Source organism: Thermomonas sp. (assembly GCF_041905325.1).
Classification (GTDB): Bacteria; Pseudomonadota; Gammaproteobacteria; order Xanthomonadales; family Xanthomonadaceae; genus Thermomonas.
This window is the reverse complement of record NZ_JAYRLK010000012.1, coordinates 21593-37370: the sequence shown is the minus strand read 5'-3', so window position 1 is coordinate 37370 and position 15778 is coordinate 21593. Positions and strand designations below refer to the sequence as shown.

At 67.7% G+C, this 15778-nt stretch carries 17 protein-coding genes; 4 read left to right on the top strand and 13 right to left on the bottom strand.

The genetic code is table 11. The features are described 5' to 3' along the window. Positions 1-63: 63 nt before the first annotated feature. The 10 genes from ACE3OK_RS11345 to ccoN form a co-directional block, all read right to left on the bottom strand. A complete protein-coding gene (locus tag ACE3OK_RS11345; protein WP_374249655.1) occupies positions 64-786 on the bottom strand; it encodes a sulfite exporter TauE/SafE family protein in 723 nt (240 codons plus the stop codon). Then, complete coding sequence (ccoS, locus tag ACE3OK_RS11340) at positions 776-973, bottom strand: cbb3-type cytochrome oxidase assembly protein CcoS (RefSeq protein ID WP_374249654.1); 198 nt, start codon at positions 971-973, stop codon at positions 776-778. Before ccoS ends, ACE3OK_RS11345 begins: the two co-directional genes overlap by 11 nt. Before the next feature lie 9 nt (positions 974-982). Beyond that, on the bottom strand, positions 983-3358 hold the full coding sequence (locus ACE3OK_RS11335) for a heavy metal translocating P-type ATPase (RefSeq protein WP_374249653.1): 2376 nt from the start codon (positions 3356-3358) through the stop codon (positions 983-985). 5 nt (positions 3359-3363) lie between these two features. Continuing rightward, complete coding sequence (locus ACE3OK_RS11330) at positions 3364-3876, bottom strand: FixH family protein (RefSeq protein WP_374249652.1); 513 nt, start codon at positions 3874-3876, stop codon at positions 3364-3366. A gap of 67 nt (positions 3877-3943) precedes the next feature. Next, positions 3944-5494 carry a 4Fe-4S dicluster domain-containing protein gene (locus ACE3OK_RS11325; RefSeq protein ID WP_374249651.1) on the bottom strand — a complete coding sequence of 517 codons (1551 nt, stop codon included), beginning with the start codon at positions 5492-5494 and terminating at the stop codon, positions 3944-3946. A gap of 7 nt (positions 5495-5501) precedes the next feature. Further along, entirely contained in the window at positions 5502-5795 is a 294-nt protein-coding gene (locus tag ACE3OK_RS11320) for a hypothetical protein (RefSeq protein ID WP_374249650.1), read from the bottom strand. Next, entirely contained in the window at positions 5792-6727 is a 936-nt protein-coding gene (gene ccoP / locus ACE3OK_RS11315) for a cytochrome-c oxidase, cbb3-type subunit III (protein ID WP_374249649.1), read from the bottom strand. Before ccoP ends, ACE3OK_RS11320 begins: the two co-directional genes overlap by 4 nt. Next, positions 6724-6897 (bottom strand): cbb3-type cytochrome oxidase subunit 3, encoded by a 174-nt coding sequence (locus ACE3OK_RS11310; protein WP_374249648.1) that lies wholly within the window; start codon positions 6895-6897, stop codon positions 6724-6726. The genes ccoP and ACE3OK_RS11310 overlap by 4 nt, the downstream gene beginning before the upstream one ends. 5 nt (positions 6898-6902) lie before the next feature. Further along, positions 6903-7517 (bottom strand): cytochrome-c oxidase, cbb3-type subunit II, encoded by a 615-nt coding sequence (gene ccoO / locus ACE3OK_RS11305; protein WP_374249647.1) that lies wholly within the window; start codon positions 7515-7517, stop codon positions 6903-6905. Between the two features lie 10 nt (positions 7518-7527). Continuing rightward, entirely contained in the window at positions 7528-8967 is a 1440-nt protein-coding gene (gene ccoN, locus ACE3OK_RS11300) for a cytochrome-c oxidase, cbb3-type subunit I (RefSeq protein WP_374249646.1), read from the bottom strand. A gap of 178 nt (positions 8968-9145) precedes the next feature. On the opposite strand from ccoN, the gene ACE3OK_RS11295 reads away from it, so the two are divergent. Beyond that, positions 9146-9916, top strand: a complete 771-nt coding sequence (locus ACE3OK_RS11295) for a helix-turn-helix domain-containing protein (protein ID WP_374249645.1) — start codon at positions 9146-9148, stop codon at positions 9914-9916. Between the two features lie 53 nt (positions 9917-9969). Beyond that, positions 9970-11205 carry an MgtC/SapB family protein gene (locus ACE3OK_RS11290; RefSeq protein ID WP_374249644.1) on the top strand — a complete coding sequence of 412 codons (1236 nt, stop codon included), beginning with the start codon at positions 9970-9972 and terminating at the stop codon, positions 11203-11205. Positions 11206-11218: 13 nt separating this feature from the next. On the opposite strand, the gene ACE3OK_RS11285 is transcribed toward ACE3OK_RS11290, so the two are convergent. The 3 genes from ACE3OK_RS11285 to nirK are packed head-to-tail and all read right to left on the bottom strand — an operon-like array spanning position 11219 to position 14113. Beyond that, the gene (locus ACE3OK_RS11285) at positions 11219-11803 is read right to left on the bottom strand and encodes an SCO family protein (RefSeq protein ID WP_374249643.1); all 585 of its coding nucleotides are present in this window, start codon (positions 11801-11803) and stop codon (positions 11219-11221) included. Further along, on the bottom strand, positions 11800-12582 hold the full coding sequence (locus ACE3OK_RS11280; RefSeq protein WP_374249642.1) for a formylglycine-generating enzyme family protein: 783 nt from the start codon (positions 12580-12582) through the stop codon (positions 11800-11802). The genes ACE3OK_RS11285 and ACE3OK_RS11280 overlap by 4 nt, the downstream gene beginning before the upstream one ends. 4 nt (positions 12583-12586) lie before the next feature. After that, a complete protein-coding gene (gene nirK, locus ACE3OK_RS11275) occupies positions 12587-14113 on the bottom strand; it encodes a copper-containing nitrite reductase (RefSeq protein WP_374249641.1) in 1527 nt (508 codons plus the stop codon). 229 nt (positions 14114-14342) lie between these two features. Here nirK and ACE3OK_RS11270 point away from each other — a divergent pair, with 229 nt between their 5' ends. Continuing rightward, entirely contained in the window at positions 14343-15563 is a 1221-nt protein-coding gene (locus ACE3OK_RS11270) for an alginate export family protein (protein ID WP_374249640.1), read from the top strand. Beyond that, positions 15560-15778 carry a DUF2249 domain-containing protein gene (locus ACE3OK_RS11265; protein ID WP_374249639.1) on the top strand — a complete coding sequence of 73 codons (219 nt, stop codon included), beginning with the start codon at positions 15560-15562 and terminating at the stop codon, positions 15776-15778. The genes ACE3OK_RS11270 and ACE3OK_RS11265 overlap by 4 nt, the downstream gene beginning before the upstream one ends.

The following is a 15778-nucleotide window of genomic DNA, read 5'->3' as shown; positions in this document are numbered from 1 at the left end:
TGGGGGAGCAGGCGTGTGTTTGTCACACGGCGCATGCGCAGCGGGTTCGCCGGTGAGGTCGGTTCAGCCTGGCAGGCTGCGGCAGCCCAGTGCGGCGAGCAGTCCGTGCAGGGCGGGCAGATGCAGCAGCCACGGGGCGGCGACGGTCAACGCGCCGGCGGCGATCACCAGCAGCCCGGCACCGATGCGGAAGGGGCCGCGTTGCAAACGCTGGCCGATGCGCTGCCCGGCCCAGGTCAGCGACACCATCACCGGCAAGGTGCCCAGCCCGAATGCGGCCATGGTCAGCGCGCCATGCACGGCACTCGCCGACAACCACGCAGCGGCCAGCAGGGTGGTGGACAGGCCGCAGGGCATCCAACCCCACAGCATGCCCAGCAGCACGCGCCGCGGGGTGGTGTTGGCCGGCAGCAGACGGCGTTGCAGCGGGCGCAGCAGCTGCCACAGGCGGTTGCCGGGGCCGCCGAAGAAGCGCGGCAGTTTGTTGCCGCGGTCCAGCATGCGCAGGCCGGCGAGGATCAGCACCAAGCCCACCGCCGCGCGCATCGCCTGCGGCAGCCACGGCAATCGCGCCAAGCCCAGCAAGCCGCCGCCTACGCCGCCCACCAGCGCGCCGGCCAGCACATAGCCCAGTACCCGGCCCAGGTTGGGTTGCAGCGCCGGCCACAGGCCGCGCGAATGGGTGGAAAAGCCGGTGGCGATGCCGCCGCACATCGCCACGCAGTGCGCCCCGCCCAACACGCCGGTGAGCAGCGCCGCGCCGAGGACGAGCAGGTCAACCGGCATCGTCGGGGGCCGTGCTGGCGGCGGGTTGGGGCGGCTCGCGCAGCGGTGGCGGGTCTTCGCGCAGGATGTCCAGCGCGGGGGTGTCCAGGTCTTCGAACTGGCCGTGCTTGACCGCCCACGCAAACAACAGGGCGGCCGCGCCGATCATGACCAGACTGATGGGGATCAGGAACAGCAGGATGTTCATGGCGCGGCCTCAGCGGCGGGGAACGCGGGTCAGGCGCAGGGCATTGGCGGTCACGGCCAATGATGAGAGGGCCATGCCCAGCGCGGCCAGCCACGGGGTGACATGGCCGCTGGCGGCCAAGGGCAGTGCCAGCAGGTTGTAGCCCAGCGCCCAGCCCAGATTCTGGCGGATGATGCGACGCGTGCGGCGGGCGATGGCCACGGTGGCGGGGATCGTGGCCAGCGCACTGCCGGCCAGCACCAGATCCGCCGAACGCTGCGCCAGCGCGGCACCGTCGCCGATCGCCAGCGAGACATCGGCACCGGCCAGCACCGGGGCATCGTTCAAGCCATCCCCCACCATCGCCACCACCCGGCCTTGTTGTTGCAGGCCGCGCACCAGCGCCAGTTTGTCGGCTGGAGTTTGCCGGGCGTGCGCGTCTTGAATGCCCATCGCGTGGGCGAAACGTTGCACCGCGCCTGCAGCATCGCCGCTGGCCAGGTGCAGGGCGATGCCTTGCGTGCGCAGGGCGTGCAAGGCCGCAACGGCATCCGCACGCGGTTGTTCGACGAACTGGAAGCGTGCCCGCGCACCGTCGGCGCTGGCCAGCCACACGCCGCCATCGTCCGTGCCATCGAATGCAAACGCGGCGGTGCCGATGCGCCAGTGGCGACCGTCCACCACGCCTTCCACCCCGTGCCCGGCGTGTGCACGCACGCCGCTGGCCTGAGGCACGTCCGGCACCCGCAGGAAGGCGCTGGCGAGCGGGTGGCGACTGTCACGCTCCAGTGCGGCGGCGATGCGCAGGGCGTGGTCGGTGTCCAGGCCGTGGCATTGCGTCAGCTGCTGCAATTGCGGCTTGCCGTCGCTGAGGGTGCCGGTCTTGTCGAACACCACGTCGGTGACGCGCGCCAGCCGGTCCAGCCCGTCCGCGCGCACCGACAGCACGCCGATCTTCGCCAGCGCGCCATGCGCGGCCGCCAGGGCCGCCGGCACCGCCAGCGACAGCGCACACGGGCAGCTGATGACCAGCAGCGCCAGCAAGGTCTCGAAGGCGCGCGCGGGCTCATGCACCCGCCACCACAGGTAGACGCCGGTGGCCGCCAGCAGCAGCGCGGCCACGAACCAGCCGGCGATGCGTTCCGCGCCGCGGGCCAGCGCCGGGCGATGGGCCTGCGCGGTTTCCACCAGCCGCACCAGTTCCGCCAACCGGGTGCCACTGCCCACCTGGGTGACGCGGATGCGGGCAGCGTGCTCGCGGCAGGCGGTGCCGGCGAACACGGCATCGCCCGCCTGCTTGGCCACCGGCGTGGCTTCGCCGGTGAGCAGGGATTCCTCGAAGTGCGCGTCGGCGTCCAGCAGCACGCCATCGGCCGGCACCGGTTCGCCCACTGCGACCCGGACGATGTCGTCGATGGCCAGCGCGTCGATCGGCACCGATTCGCGCTGGCCGTCGGCCAATTCGCGGGTGGCGAACGCCGGCCGTGCCCGCGCCAGCGCATCCACCTGGGCACTGGCGATATTGCGGGCGCGTTGCTCCAACTGGCGTGCGACCAGCAGCAGGAAGATGAACATCACCGCCGCGTCGTACCAGACATGCTGCCCGCCGCGCACGGTTTCGATCACGCTGACCGCCCACGCCAGCACGGTGGAGCCGGCGATCAGCACGTCCATGCCCAGCCGGCGGCCGCGCAGTTCGTTCCAGGCACCGACGATGAAGGGCCAGCCGGCCCAGAACACCACCGGGGTGGACACCATGAAGGTGATCCAGCGGAAAAAATCGCGAGTGGGCAAGGGCATCTGGCCGCGGGTATCGAGGTACAGCGCCTCGGCGAACATCATCGCCTGCATCGCGCCGATGCCGGCCAGGCCAATGCGCAGCAAGTCGCGATTGCGGGCACGCCGGCGTGCCGCCTCGCGGGCTTCGCCGGTGGCCAGGTAGGGCCGGTAGCCGAGCGCGGCCAGCCGCGCCAGTGGCTTCGACAGCGGCGTGCGTGCCGGATCCCACTGGATGCGGATGCGCCCGGTGATGGCATTGGCGGTGGAATCCAGCACGCCGGTTTCGCGGCTCAGGGCGCGGTCGATCAGCCAGGCGCAGGCGGCGCAGCGCATGCCGTCGGTGAGCACGGTGATTTCACGGCCACCGGCGATGGCGTGGGCGTGGCCGGCCAGCAGCTCTTCGCGGTCCCACGCCGCCAGTGCCGGTGCGTCGGCGTCCACCCGCCCGGCGGGCTGGTCACGCAGGCGGTAGTAATCCTGCAGGTGGGCATCGACGATCCAGCGCGAGGCCGCCGCGCAACCTTCGCAACAGAATTGATGCGCCTGGCCGTCGATCTCCACGCACAGCGGTGCCGGCGGCAGTGCTTCGCCGCAGTGATGGCAGGCATCGGCGGCGGGGCTGGCCAAGGCGGTCAGGGCTGGCTGGCGTCCACCGCCGGGCGCAGTTGCGCGGCCAACTGGCCCTTCGGCATCCGCCCGCGCAGCCGCCATGGCTCGCCGTTGGCCGGCTGCAATTGCAGCAGCCAGTCGTGATCGACCGCCAGCTTGGCATCCAGCCGCCAGCCGGTTTCATGCGGGGGCAGCACCAGGGTTTGATCTTCGGCTTCGCGGGTAGGGTGGTGCAGTTTCAGTTGCAGCGATGCGCTGTGGTCGAAACCGCCATTGACCGGCAGCACTTCCACGAAACCGTGTTCTTCGTCGTAGCGTGCAATCGCGCCCAGCTTCATCGCCGCCGCCCGGGCATCCGGGCCGAGGTCGGCATGCTGCGCTTCGCCGGTGCGTTGCACCTTGTCCGGCACCGCGTCCATCGGGCCGTCCTTGTTGGCAACCACGTACATGACGACGCTGCCGACGACCACGGCGCCCACCAGCAACACCATCAACCAGACGATGGGCTGCCGCCACGGGGAGGTTTTCTGTTCCATCGGGATTCCTTTGGCTGCCCGGCCACGGGGGGCGGGCACGGGTTTGAACGATGCCGGGCGCGTTGGTTCACATCGGCCCGAAGAACGTGCTGTCCACCTGCGCCTTGCTGCTGCCGTCGCTGGCTTCGATCACGAAACGCAGGTCATGGCGGCCGGTGACGGGGGCGTCGCTGCCCACTTCCACCGCCTGTGCCACCACCTGGCCTGCCGGTACCCGCACTTGCAGCGGACCGCCCTTGAGCGTCAGCGCCAGCGTGCCGGTGCCGTCGATGCTCACCTTGTAGACGTGGTCGGCATCGGTCTTGTTGACCAGCTTCAGGGTGTAGCCATTGGCGATGTGGTCGCCTTGCTGCTGGTAAAGCGCATTGCGGTCGCGCAGCACGTCGGCGATCAGCGGGCTGCGGTGGAACACCCCCCACACCCAGGCCGATACCAGCGCCGCCAGCAGCAGGCTGTAGACGAGAATGCGCGGGCGCACCACGTGCACGGCCTGTCCGTCCAGTGCGTGCTGGGTGGTGTAGCGGATCAGCCCATGCGGCATCCCCATCTTGTCCATCACGTCGTCGCAGGCATCGATGCAGGCACCGCAGGCGATGCACTCGTATTGCAGGCCGTTGCGAATGTCGATGCCGACCGGGCAGACCTGCACGCACAGGGTGCAGTCGATGCAGTCGCCCAGTTCCTCCTGCTCGAATTTCGGCAGCGGTGCGGCTTCGGTGCCGACGTCGGCCAGCGTCACCGTGCCGGCGGCCTGCAAGCGGGACGCGGCGGCGCTGGGATGCTGGCTGGCGCGGAACACGTAGTCGTAGGCGGTGCGCACGTCCAGCAGGCCGCGTGCGCGCGACAGTACGCTGGCCAGGCCCTTCCTGCGCGGCCCGCGCGGTTCGCCACGCATCGGGTCGTAGGCGATGATCAGGGTGTCGCGGTCGAACATCGCGCTCTGGAAGCGCGCGTACGGACACATGTACTTGCACACCTGCTCGCGCAGGATGCCGGCGTTGCCCCAGGTGGCCAGCGAGTAGAACAGCACCCAGAAGGTTTCCCAGCCGTTCCAGTCCAGCGCCGGCAAGCGTGCGGCCAGGCTGTGGATGGGGGTGAAGAAACCGACGAAGGTGAACCCGGTCCACAGCGCGAAGACCAGCCAGAGGGTGTGCTTGCTGCCCTTGCGCAGGAACTTCTCGCGGTTCCATGGGCCGGCATCCAGTTTCATCCGCTTGGCACGGTCGCCCTCGGTCCAGCGCTCCATCCACAGGAAGCACTCGGTCCACACCGTCTGCGGGCAGGCATAGCCGCACCACAGGCGACCGGCCAGTGCGGTGGTGAAGAACAGGGTGAAGGCCAGGATCATCAGCAGCATGGCCAGCAGGCTGAAATCCTGCGGCCAGAAGGTCAGCCCCCAGACGTGGAACTTGCGCGCCGGCAGATCGAACAGCACCGCCTGCCGGCCATTCCACGACAGCCACGGGAACACGTAGTACATGCCCAGCAGCCAGAACACCGCCAGCTTGCGCAGACGGTCGAAGCGCCCGGACACATCGCGCGGATAGACCTTGCGCTCGCTCACATACACGGAATCGCCGCCGGAATCCAGCAGATCGATGTCGATGCGTTTGTTCACTGCACTGCTACCTGGTTTTGGGTCCGTTGAAGCGGCTGGCGGGCCGCAGCAGGATCCAGGTGAAGAGGCTGGACGACGCCGTCGCCAGCCAGAAAGTGAAGAACCCGATGGTGTAGCCCAGGCCACGGGTGATATCCAGCTGCGGGAACGTCATGTCCCGCAGCTCCAACGGGTCGATGAAGGCGAAGAACACCATCGTCGCCACCCCGGCTGCGAAGAAGCTGGGCCAGAGGATGGCCCCAATCCGCTGCGCCAAGGGGCGCGGCGGGTGGTCGAAGCTGGGTGTGGTGAAGTCGGTCATTGCGCCGTTGTAGTACCGGATTGGGGTGGGTGCGACAGTGACCAGACATAAGCGGCCACCAAACGCGAACGCGTATCACCCAATACTGTACCCCAAGCCGGCATCACGCCGTGACGACCGTTGGCGATGGTTTCGTGCAGTTGCTCACGGCTGTCGCCATACAGCCAGTAGCTGTCGGTCAGGTCTGGCGCGCCGACCTTCTGGTCACCCTTGCCGTCCTTGCCGTGGCAGGCCACGCAGATGCCTTCGTACAGGGTCTTGCCGCGCGCGGCGGCGAAGTCGGTGCGTGCGGCACCTTCCTTTTCGCCCAGGGTGCGCACGTAGGCAATCACGTAATCCACCGCATCCGGGCCGCCCATGCCTTCCAGCGTCTTGCCCCACGCCGGCATCACGCCTTCACGGCCGTTCAGCACGGTGTGCAGGATTTGATCCGGGCTGCCGCCCCAATGCCAGATCTGGTCGGTGAGGTTGGGGTAGCCGATCGCGCCCTTTGCCGAGGAACCATGGCAGGTGGAGCAGGTGTTGGCGAAGATCGAGCGCCCCAGCTTGACCGCCTGCGGGTTCTGCGCCAGCACGTCGATGGCCTGGCCCTTGTACGGGGCGAAGGTTTGTTCCAGCCGGGCATTGGCAACAGCCGCTTCCTGGTCGTGCTCGCCTTTCGAACTCCAGTGCCCGAAGCCCTGGTAGGTACCGAAGCCGCCGTACCAGAACAGGTAGCCGAAACCGAACACGATGGCGATGTAGAAGCCGTTGATCCACCAGCGCGGCATCGGCTTGTTGTACTCGGTGATGTCGCCATCCCAGTAGTGGCTGGTTTCCTCCGGCTTGGGGTCGCCGGGGCGGCGCTTGGATGTCCACCACAGCAGCCAGGTGATACCCAGCAAATTGAACAGGATCAGGGCGATGACGTACCAGTTCCATGCGGTGGTCATGCGGGCTTCCTCGGGTTGGTGCTGGCGATGGCTTCGCCTTCGGGCAGGGTGTCGTCCACGGCAAGGCGGGCGGTGGCGTCGAAGCCGGCCCGCAGGCGTGGCTGCCAGGCCCAGATCCAAACCGCCACGAACAACAGCATCAGCACGGTGGTCACGATTCCGGAAATCATCTTGATCAGCTCCCTCGCGGTGCGTGCTTGCCCAGGCCTTGCAGGTAGGCCACCACTGCATCCAGTTCGGTCTTGCCGGCCACGGCGGCCGGGGCGGCCTTGATCTCGGCATCGGAGTAGGGGTCGCCCAGGCGCTGCAGTGCCTGCATGTGCAACTGGATGGTGGGCCCGTCGACCTTGTTCTTGGCCAGCCACGGGAACGCCGGCATGTTCGACTCCGGCACCACGTCGCGCGGGTTGTTCAAGTGCACGCGATGCCAGTCGTCGGAATAGCGGCCACCGACACGGGCCAGATCCGGGCCGGTGCGCTTGGAGCCCCACTGGAACGGGCGGTCATACACGGATTCGCCGGCCATCGAATAGTGGCCGTAGCGCTCGGTTTCGAAGCGCAGCGTGCGCACCATCTGCGAGTGGCAGTTGTAGCAGCCTTCGCGGACATAGACGTCGCGTCCGGCCAGTTCCAGCGCCGGGTAGGGCTTGACGCCCGGCAGCGGCTGGATGGCCTCGGCCTGGAACATCATCGGCACGATCTCCGCCAGCCCGCCCAGGGAGACGGCGATGGCGGCAAAGATGGCCAGCAGGCCGACGTTCTTTTCGATTTTTTCGTGAGCAAGTGCCATGGTCTGGTCCTCAAGCCCGCGCTTCGGCGGCGTCGGGGGGCAGGATCGGATGTACGGCGACACCCTGCGATTGCTGCCAGGTCTTCCACATGTGCCAGCCCATCAGGCACATGCCGGTCAGGATCAGGCTGCCACCCAGCAGGCGTCCCAGGTAGTAGGGATAGGTGGCGACCAGGCCTTCGACGAAGCTGTAGGTCAGCGTGCCGTCGGGGTTGGTGGCGCGCCACATCAGGCCCTGGGTGATGCCGGCGATCCACATCGAGACGATGTAGAACACCACGCCGATGGTGTGCATCCAGAAATGGGTGTCGATCAGCTTGGTCGAGTACATGCCCGGAAGGCCCAGCAGGCGCGGATACAGGCTGTACAGCGAGCCGATCGAGATCATCGCCACCCAGCCCAGGGTGCCGGCGTGCACGTGGCCGATGGTCCAGTCGGTGTAGTGGCTCAGCGAATTCACCGTCTTGATCGACAGCAGCGGGCCTTCGAAGGTCGCGATCATGTAGAAGCTGATCGCCACGATCAGGAACTTCAGGATGGGATCGGTGCGCAGCTTGTGCCACACGCCGGACAGCGTGAGGATGCCGTTCATCGCGCCGCCCCAGCTGGGTGCCAGCAGGATCACCGAGAACACCATGCCCACCGACTGCGCCCAATCGGGCAGGGCGGTGTAGTGCAGGTGGTGCGGGCCGGCCCACATGTAGATCGAGATCAGCGCCCAGAAGTGCACGATCGACAGGCGGTAGGAGTAGATCGGGCGCTGCGCCTGCTTCGGCACGAAGTAGTACATCATCGCCAGGTAGCCGACGGTGAGCAGGAACGCCACGCCGTTGTGGCCGTACCACCACTGCGCCATCGCGTCGACCGCGCCGCTGTAGACCGAGTAGGACTTCCAAAGCCCGGCCGGCATCACCAGGTTGTTGACGATGTGCAGCAGCGCCACCGCGATCACGTAGGCGCCGTAGAACCAGTTGGCCACGTAGATGTGCTTGGTGCGGCGCTTGGCCAGGGTGCCGAAGAACAGCCAGCCGTAGGCCACCCAGACGATCGCGATCAGCACGTCCAGCGGCCATTCCAGCTCGGCGTATTCCTTGCTCTGGGTGATGCCCAGCGGCAGGGTGATGACCGCACCCAGCATGGCCGCCTGCCAGCCCCAGAACACGAACTGCGCCAGCTTGTCGGAGATCAGCCGCACATGGCAGGTGCGCTGCACCACGTACAACGAGGTGGCGAACAGCACCGAACCGCCGAACGCGAAGATCATGCCGTTGGTATGCAGCGGGCGGATCCGGCTGTAGGTCAGGTACGGGATGTCGAAATTCAGGGCGGGCCAGTACAGCTGGGCGGCACAGAGCACGCCGACCGCCATGCCGACGATGCCCCAGATCACGGTGGCCACCGCGAACTGGTGGACGACTTTATCGTTGTATGTGCCGGGTGAGGCTTGCATACGGTTCTCCAAGGTAAAAGCTTCGTGAGGCTACGCCAGGCATTGTTTTCAAGGCTTGATCTGGATCAAGAAAAATTCGTCGCGTACGCCATCGCAAGCATGCACAGGCACGCGGCGGGGAAAAGTGCGGCGAAATCGCTCATAATTGTAACCGTGGCTCCCCCAATTTGTGCAGATCATGACTGACCCCATTCCGCTGGACCTGGCGCGCCTGCGTCGCACTTGTGCGGAATGTTCGTTGCAGATGCTGTGCCTGCCGGCAGGGGTGGATGCCGATGACATCTCGCGCTTGGAGGCCGTGGTGCAGCGGCGTCGGCCGTTGGCGAAGGGGGAAAGTCTGTTCCGCACCGGCGACCCGCTGCGCGCGATCTACGTGGCCAGCGAGGGCACGTTCAAGACCGTGGTGGTGAGCGCTGGCGGGGAGGAGCACGTGCTGGGGTTCCACTTGCCGGGCGAGCTGTTCGGCCTGGATGCCGTGGGCACCGGCCTGCATCGCTGCGAGGCAGTGGCGCTGGGGGATGCCCGTGTCTGCGAACTGCCGTATGCGCACCTGGCGTCGATCGCGGCGCAGGTGCCCAGTCTGCAACATCAGTTGTTGCGGGTGATCGGCCAGAGTGCCGACCGCGACCATGACCACGTCGACGTGCTGTCGCGGCGTCAGGCCAGCGAGCGCATCGCCCTGTTCGTGCACGGCCTGAGCGATCGCTACCGCCGGATCGGTCGCCCGGCCGACGACTTCCACCTGCCGATGAGCCGCGACGAGATCGCGCGTTATCTCGGGCTGGTGCTGGAAACCGTCAGCCGCGGTTTCAGCCGCCTGCACGAAGACGGGGTCATCGAAGTGCATGGCCGGCGGGTGCGGATCCTGGATGCCCATGCCCTGAAAGTCGCCGCCAGCGGTTGCGAAGACGGCATCGGCCCGCATCCGCACAAGCGCAGCCGCGCCTGAGTCGGCAACCGGCGGGCTTGCCCGTCGGGATGGTTTTCGGCAAAGCTGCCGGCATGACCGATTGGGACACGTGGCAGGGACTGGCAGTGGCCGTGGGGCTGGGCCTGCTGGTGGGCGTGGAGCGCGAGCGCAGGCGCGTCAACGGAGAGGCCAGCGTGGCCGGGGTGCGCACCTTCGCGTTGCTGGGCATGGCCGGCGCGGTGGCCGAACTGATCGGCGGCATCGGCATCGCCCTGGCCGGGGCGTTCGTGGGCTTGCTGGTGCTGGCCAGTTATCGGGCCAGCCGCAACCAGGACCCGGGACTGACCACCGAAATGGCGATGTTGGTGGTCTTCCTGCTGGGCGTGCTGGCGATGCGTGCGTTGGCCTTGGCGGCGGGCCTGGGGGTGGTGGTGGCGGTGCTGTTGGCGGCGAAGTCGCGGGCGCACCGCTTCGTGCAGGGCGTATTGACCGACCAGGAGCTGCACGACGCCCTGCTGCTGGCGGCGGCGGCCACCATCGTGTTGCCGCTGTTGCCGGACCAGGCGGTGGATCCCTGGCATGTGCTCAATTTCCGGAAATTGTGGTTGCTGGCGGTGATCGTGATGGCCATCAGTGCCTGCGGCCATGTCGCCCAGCGCGCCTTCGGAGCGCGCACCGGCTTGCTGCTGGCGGGGTTGGCGGGTGGCTTTGCGTCCAGTTCCGCCACCATCGCCGGGATGGGTGCGCGGGCGCGCCGGGAACCGGCCTTGGCCGGTGCCTGTGCCGGCGCCGGCATGCTGTCGAACGTCAGCACGGTGGCGCAATTGGCGCTGGTGGTGGGGGTGGTGTCGCCGCCGCTGCTGGCCAGGGTGTGGCCGGCGTTGCTGCTGTCCGGGGCGACGGTGGTGGTGTTTTCCCTGCTGGCCGCGCGTGCGGTGCGGCATGTGCCGGGCGATGCGGTTGCGACCGCGGGCAGGGCGTTCGAGCCGAAGCAGGCGTTGCTGTTCGTGGCGGTCCTGGCCACGGTGATGTTGGCGGCGGCCGGGTTGCAGGCGTGGCTGGGCGACGTGGCGCTGGATGTCGTGCTGGCGGTGTCGGGGCTGGCCGATGCGCATGCGGCGGCGGCGTCGGCGGCGCAACTGGTGGCATCGGGGCGCGTCGCCATCGACGGGGTCCTGCCGGGAATGGCCCTGGCGGTGACGGCGAATTCGGCCGTCAAGCTGTTGCTGGCGGGAGTGAACGGCGGGCGCACGTACCTGCGACGCCTGTTGCCCGGGGTGATGGCGATGGTGCTGGCCTTCGCGCTGGGGCTGTGGCTTTGGGCATGACCCCGGTGGCGATTCAGCCGCCGGTGGCCTTGCGTACCGCCGCCACGAAGTCCGGGTCGGGCTTGGTGCCGATCTTTTCGCTGCGGGCCAGGATGCGGCCGTCGGCGTCCACCAGGATCAGCACGCTGCTGTGGTTGAAATTGCCGTCGGCCAGTTGCCGGTAGCGGATATCCAGCACCCCGGCCACCGCGCGCACGTCATCGGGGCGGGGGGCCGCCAGCGTCCAGCGCGCCGCGTCCAGCTTGCGTTGTTCCATCACCTTGCGCAGTGCCGCCGGGGTGTCGCGAGGCGGGTCCATGCTGATCAGCACGATGCCCAGGTGGGCTTGCTGGGCGGGGGTGAGCTGGCGTTCGATCGCCTTGCCGGATTCGATGATCAGCGGGCAGATGAATTGGCACGATGTGTAGAACATCGACACCAGCCGCGGTTTGCCGCGCAGGCTGCGCCAGTCGCGGGCCTGGCCGCTGGCGTCGGTGAGCGGCAGCGGCAGCTGGTAGATGGAATCCCCGGGCAGGGCCGATGCCGGTTGCGCGGCATTGGCAAGGGCGGTGAAGGCGAGCAGGCAGGCCATGGCGATGCAGCGGAGAACGGTGTTCATCGGGCGCTCCTTGCGCAACGGAAACCCAGGTTGGCGGTGGCGTCGCGGCCTTCCAGCGAAGACAGCATCGCCACCCGCATCAGCACCGCGTAGTTTTCACGGTCGTCCATCGACAGCGCCCCGGCACCGCAGAACTTGCCCTTGTCGGGGTCGCCCTGGTTGCGGTTGTCGCCGTCCACCATCAGCGAGGACGCGTCCTCGGTCCATTCCCACACCAGCCCGTGCAGGTCCTGCACGCCGTAGACGTTGGGGGCTTGCAGGCCGACGCGTGGCAGCGCTTCCTTCGAAGATCGTGCGTACCAGCCGAGGATGCGCTCGCGCCAGGCCGGGTCGCTGCGGGCGTCAAGGCGGGTTTCATCGGCCGCCGCCGCGTATTCCCATTCGTTCCAGCTGGGCAGGCGTGCATCCAGTGATTTGCAATAGGCTTCGGCCGCGAACCAGCTGACCCACACCACCGGACGGTCGGGCAGGGCATTGCCGCCCAGGGTCGTGGGGCCGGCCCAATGTTGCAGGTAGCGCGGTTCGGCGAACACGCCCGGCACCTTGCCCTTCTGCCATTGCGGATGGCGTTTCACGAACTCCAGGAACTGCGCATTGGTGACCGGCGTGCGCATCAGCGCGAAAGGCTGGATGCGCACGCCGTTCTTGGCGTCCTCATAGCGAAGCACCGACTTGAAGACGCCGCCCCGCAGCCCCGCGTAACGGCCGGACACTGCCGCCCCGGCCATCAGGCCGGCGACGGGCAGGGCCAGCAGCAAGGCGAGCAGGGCGCGGCGCATGGCCTCAGTGCCCCGCCGAGGCGCTGGCCGGCTTGGCGGCACGGGCCTTGGCCGCATCCTCGCGACTGACCTGACCTCCCGGGTTGCCCCAGCTGTTGAGCACGTAAGTGGCGATGTTGGCCACTTCGTCGTCGGTCAATTGCGCCATCGGCGGCATGTTGGAGTTGTAGTCCTTGCCGTTGACCTTCACCGGGCCCACCAGGCCATGGGTGATGATTTCGGGCACCCGCTTGGGATTGGCGCGGATGAAGTCGGAGCCGGCCAGCGGCGGGAACACGCCTTCCATGCCCTTGCCGTCCGGCTGGTGGCAGGTGGAGCAGGTGCCGGCGAACAGCACCTTGCCGGCGGCGATCTGGTCGTCCTTGGTCAGGGTGCCGGCCTTGAACGCGGCAGCGGCGGCGGCCACCGGCGCACGGCTGGTGCCGGCGGTCTGGTCACCCAGGTAGACCGCGTCCACTTCCTTGCCGGAGTAGATGTCCTTGCGCTCGGGGCCCTCGGCCTTGAGGATCGCCAGCGCGCCCTTGTTGAAGGCGCGGAAGATGCTGTGGTCGACCAGCACGTAGCTGCCCGGCACTTCCATGTGGAACTCCATCATCGCCGCGCCACCCGACGGGATCAGCGTGGTCTGCACGTTCTCCTGGAAGCGGGTGCCGCCTTCGTACCAGACCTTGTCGAAGATCTCGCCGATGACGTGGAAGCTGGACACCAGGTTGGGGCCGCCGTTGCCCACGTACAGGCGCACCTTTTCGCCGGTCTTGGCGGTCAGGGCCTTGTCGCCGGTCAGCGCGCCCTCCATGCCGTTGAACAGCACGTAGGTGGGGTGCTCGTCGATGGCTTTTTCCATATCGAACGGTTGATGGCCTTTCTCGCGGTATTTGCCGGCGGTGTAGAAATCACCCTGCATCACGTAGTACTCGCGGTCGACTTTCGGCAGCCCTTCCGGTGGCTCGACCAAAATCAGGCCATACATGCCGTTGGCGATGTGCATGCCCACCGGCGCGGTGGCGCAGTGGTAGACGTACAGGCCGGCGTTGAGCGCTTTGAAGCTGAAGCGGCTGACGTGGCCGGGCGCGGTGAAGCTGGAGGCCGCGCCGCCGCCGGGGCCGGTGACCCCGTGCAGGTCGATGTTGTGCGGCATCTTGCTGTCCGGCATGTTGCGCAGGTGGAACTCCACGGTGTCGCCCTGGCGGACGCGGATGAAGCTGCCCGGCACGGTGCCGCCGAAGGTCCAGAAGGTGTAGGTCACGCCTTCGGAAATCGGCATTTCCTTTTCAATCACATCCAGCGACACGATCACCTTGGCCGGCGTGCTGCGGCCGGTGGCCGGCGGCACCAGCGGCGGCGAGGTGAGCACGGCCTGGATCGGCTCGCCCACCGGCGGGCCGAAATCGCCCTTGGCGGAACCGCCGGTTTCTTCGTGCGGCACGGCACCGTTCGGAGCCGGGTTCGGCTGCTCGATGCGGCAGGCGGACAACCCCAACGTGGCCGCGACGGCCAGGGCAAGGGTGGCATACCGGACTGCGGGTTTCATGGTGGGTCTTCCTCGTCGGAGTGATGGTGTCTTGCGTTGCCGCAAGCATCGGCCCGGGGCGTGCCGGCGCTCGTTGACGCAGGTCAAATTGTACGGGCGGCAACGCGTGCCGACGCACTGGCTTGATTTGGGTCAACCGCCGGGAAGGCGGGTATGAATCTTGACCTGCATCAACGTCGGCATGCCGCGCGGGCCTAGCCTATGCACAACTTTCCAGGAGGACTCCACCATGTCCAAGCGCACCCTGCTTTTTTCCGCCGTTGCAATGGCCCTGCTTGCCGGCACGCCGGCACTGCGCGCCGCCGATGCCCCGAAAGCTTCGTTTGAATGGGACCTGCGCGCGCGCAGCGAAATGGTCGGCGACGACGGGTTTGCCCGCGATGCCGATGCTACCACCGCGCGCCTGCGCGCCGGCTTGCGGTTGGCCCCGGCGGCGGGCTGGACGGTCCTGCTGGAAGGCGAGGGCGTGGCCGGCTTCGGCAATTACAACAGCGGTGCCAATGGCAAGACCCAATACCCGCTGGTGATGGATCCCACCGGTGCCGAACTCAACCAGGTCTGGGTGGGCTGGAAGAATGCGCAGGGGGGCGTGACCGTGGGTCGCCAGCGCATCCTGCTGGACAACCAGCGCTGGGTGGGGAATGTGGGTTGGCGCCAGAACGAACAGACCTTCGACGCCGTTGCCGCGCAATGGAAGCCGGTCAAGGATCTGACCTTGAGCTATTACTGGCTCGACAAGGTGCATCGTGCGGCCGGCGACAAGGCGCTGAACAGGCTGGCGCGCGAGCGCCGCCTCGACACCCATCTGGTCAACGTGGCGTGGAAGCGCGGCCGCCAGCAGTGGGCCGGCTACGCCTACCTGCACGACGACCGCGACGTGGCCAGCGCGTCCAGCGCGACCTACGGCCTGCGCTGGACCGGCGCGGTGGCTGCGGACGGGCAGGGCTTCGGCTGGTCGGCCGAATACGCGCGGCAAACCGACCATGCCCGCAATCCGGCCCGTTTCAGCGTGAATTACTGGCTGCTGGAGCCCACCTGGACGCAGGGCAAGACCACCTTCCGTGCCGGCTGGGAGCACCTGGGCAGCAATGGCGTGGTGGCGCTGCAGACGCCGCTGGCCACCCTGCACGCATTCAATGGCTGGGATGACCAGTTCCTGACAACCCCGGCCAAGGGCATGGAAGATCGCTATCTCGGCGTCGGCGGCAAATTCGGCAGCGGCAAGGCGGCCGGCAAGCTCAACTGGGCGGTGTCGTGGCACGACTACCGCGCCGATGTCGGCAGCTTGCATTACGGCAGCGAGTGGAATGCTTCGCTGGGCTTCCCGTTGCCGGGGGGCTTGAACGGCATGTTGAAAGTGGCGGACTATCGCGCCGACCGCTTCTCGCGTGACAACACCAAGCTATGGCTGCAAGTGGAATGGAAGGGCAACCGCGCCCTGGCGCAGTGATCCGGCTGGATTTGCGTCACCTGCCGGCACCCGAACCACTGGTTCGGGCGCTGGCGGCCGCCGATGCCCTGCAACCGGGGCAGGCGCTGGAAGTGTTGACCCCGTTGTTGCCGGCCCCGTTGCTGGAAGCACTGGACGCGCGTGGCCTGCGCTGGCGTTCCGAACCGTGTGCCGATGGCGGGGCGTGGGTCGGCATCCTGTGCCCTGCCGGGTGA

What these genes read in the sequence shown, in the direction of transcription:
- ACE3OK_RS11345 (WP_374249655.1), bottom strand. Translation starts at nt 786, where the DNA reads ATGCCGGTTGACCTGCTCGTCCTCGGCGCGGCGCTGCTCACCGGCGTG.
- ccoS (WP_374249654.1), bottom strand. Translation starts at nt 973, where the DNA reads ATGAACATCCTGCTGTTCCTGATCCCCATCAGTCTGGTCATGATCGGC.
- ACE3OK_RS11330 (WP_374249652.1), bottom strand. Translation starts at nt 3,876, where the DNA reads ATGGAACAGAAAACCTCCCCGTGGCGGCAGCCCATCGTCTGGTTGATG.
- ACE3OK_RS11320 (WP_374249650.1), bottom strand. Translation starts at nt 5,795, where the DNA reads ATGACCGACTTCACCACACCCAGCTTCGACCACCCGCCGCGCCCCTTG.
- ccoP (WP_374249649.1), bottom strand. Translation starts at nt 6,727, where the DNA reads ATGACCACCGCATGGAACTGGTACGTCATCGCCCTGATCCTGTTCAAT.
- ACE3OK_RS11310 (WP_374249648.1), bottom strand. Translation starts at nt 6,897, where the DNA reads ATGATTTCCGGAATCGTGACCACCGTGCTGATGCTGTTGTTCGTGGCG.
- ccoO (WP_374249647.1), bottom strand. Translation starts at nt 7,517, where the DNA reads ATGGCACTTGCTCACGAAAAAATCGAAAAGAACGTCGGCCTGCTGGCC.
- ccoN (WP_374249646.1), bottom strand. Translation starts at nt 8,967, where the DNA reads ATGCAAGCCTCACCCGGCACATACAACGATAAAGTCGTCCACCAGTTC.
- ACE3OK_RS11295 (WP_374249645.1), top strand. Translation starts at nt 9,146, where the DNA reads ATGACTGACCCCATTCCGCTGGACCTGGCGCGCCTGCGTCGCACTTGT.
- ACE3OK_RS11290 (WP_374249644.1), top strand. Translation starts at nt 9,970, where the DNA reads ATGACCGATTGGGACACGTGGCAGGGACTGGCAGTGGCCGTGGGGCTG.
- ACE3OK_RS11285 (WP_374249643.1), bottom strand. Translation starts at nt 11,803, where the DNA reads ATGAACACCGTTCTCCGCTGCATCGCCATGGCCTGCCTGCTCGCCTTC.
- ACE3OK_RS11280 (WP_374249642.1), bottom strand. Translation starts at nt 12,582, where the DNA reads ATGCGCCGCGCCCTGCTCGCCTTGCTGCTGGCCCTGCCCGTCGCCGGC.
- nirK (WP_374249641.1), bottom strand. Translation starts at nt 14,113, where the DNA reads ATGAAACCCGCAGTCCGGTATGCCACCCTTGCCCTGGCCGTCGCGGCC.
- ACE3OK_RS11270 (WP_374249640.1), top strand. Translation starts at nt 14,343, where the DNA reads ATGTCCAAGCGCACCCTGCTTTTTTCCGCCGTTGCAATGGCCCTGCTT.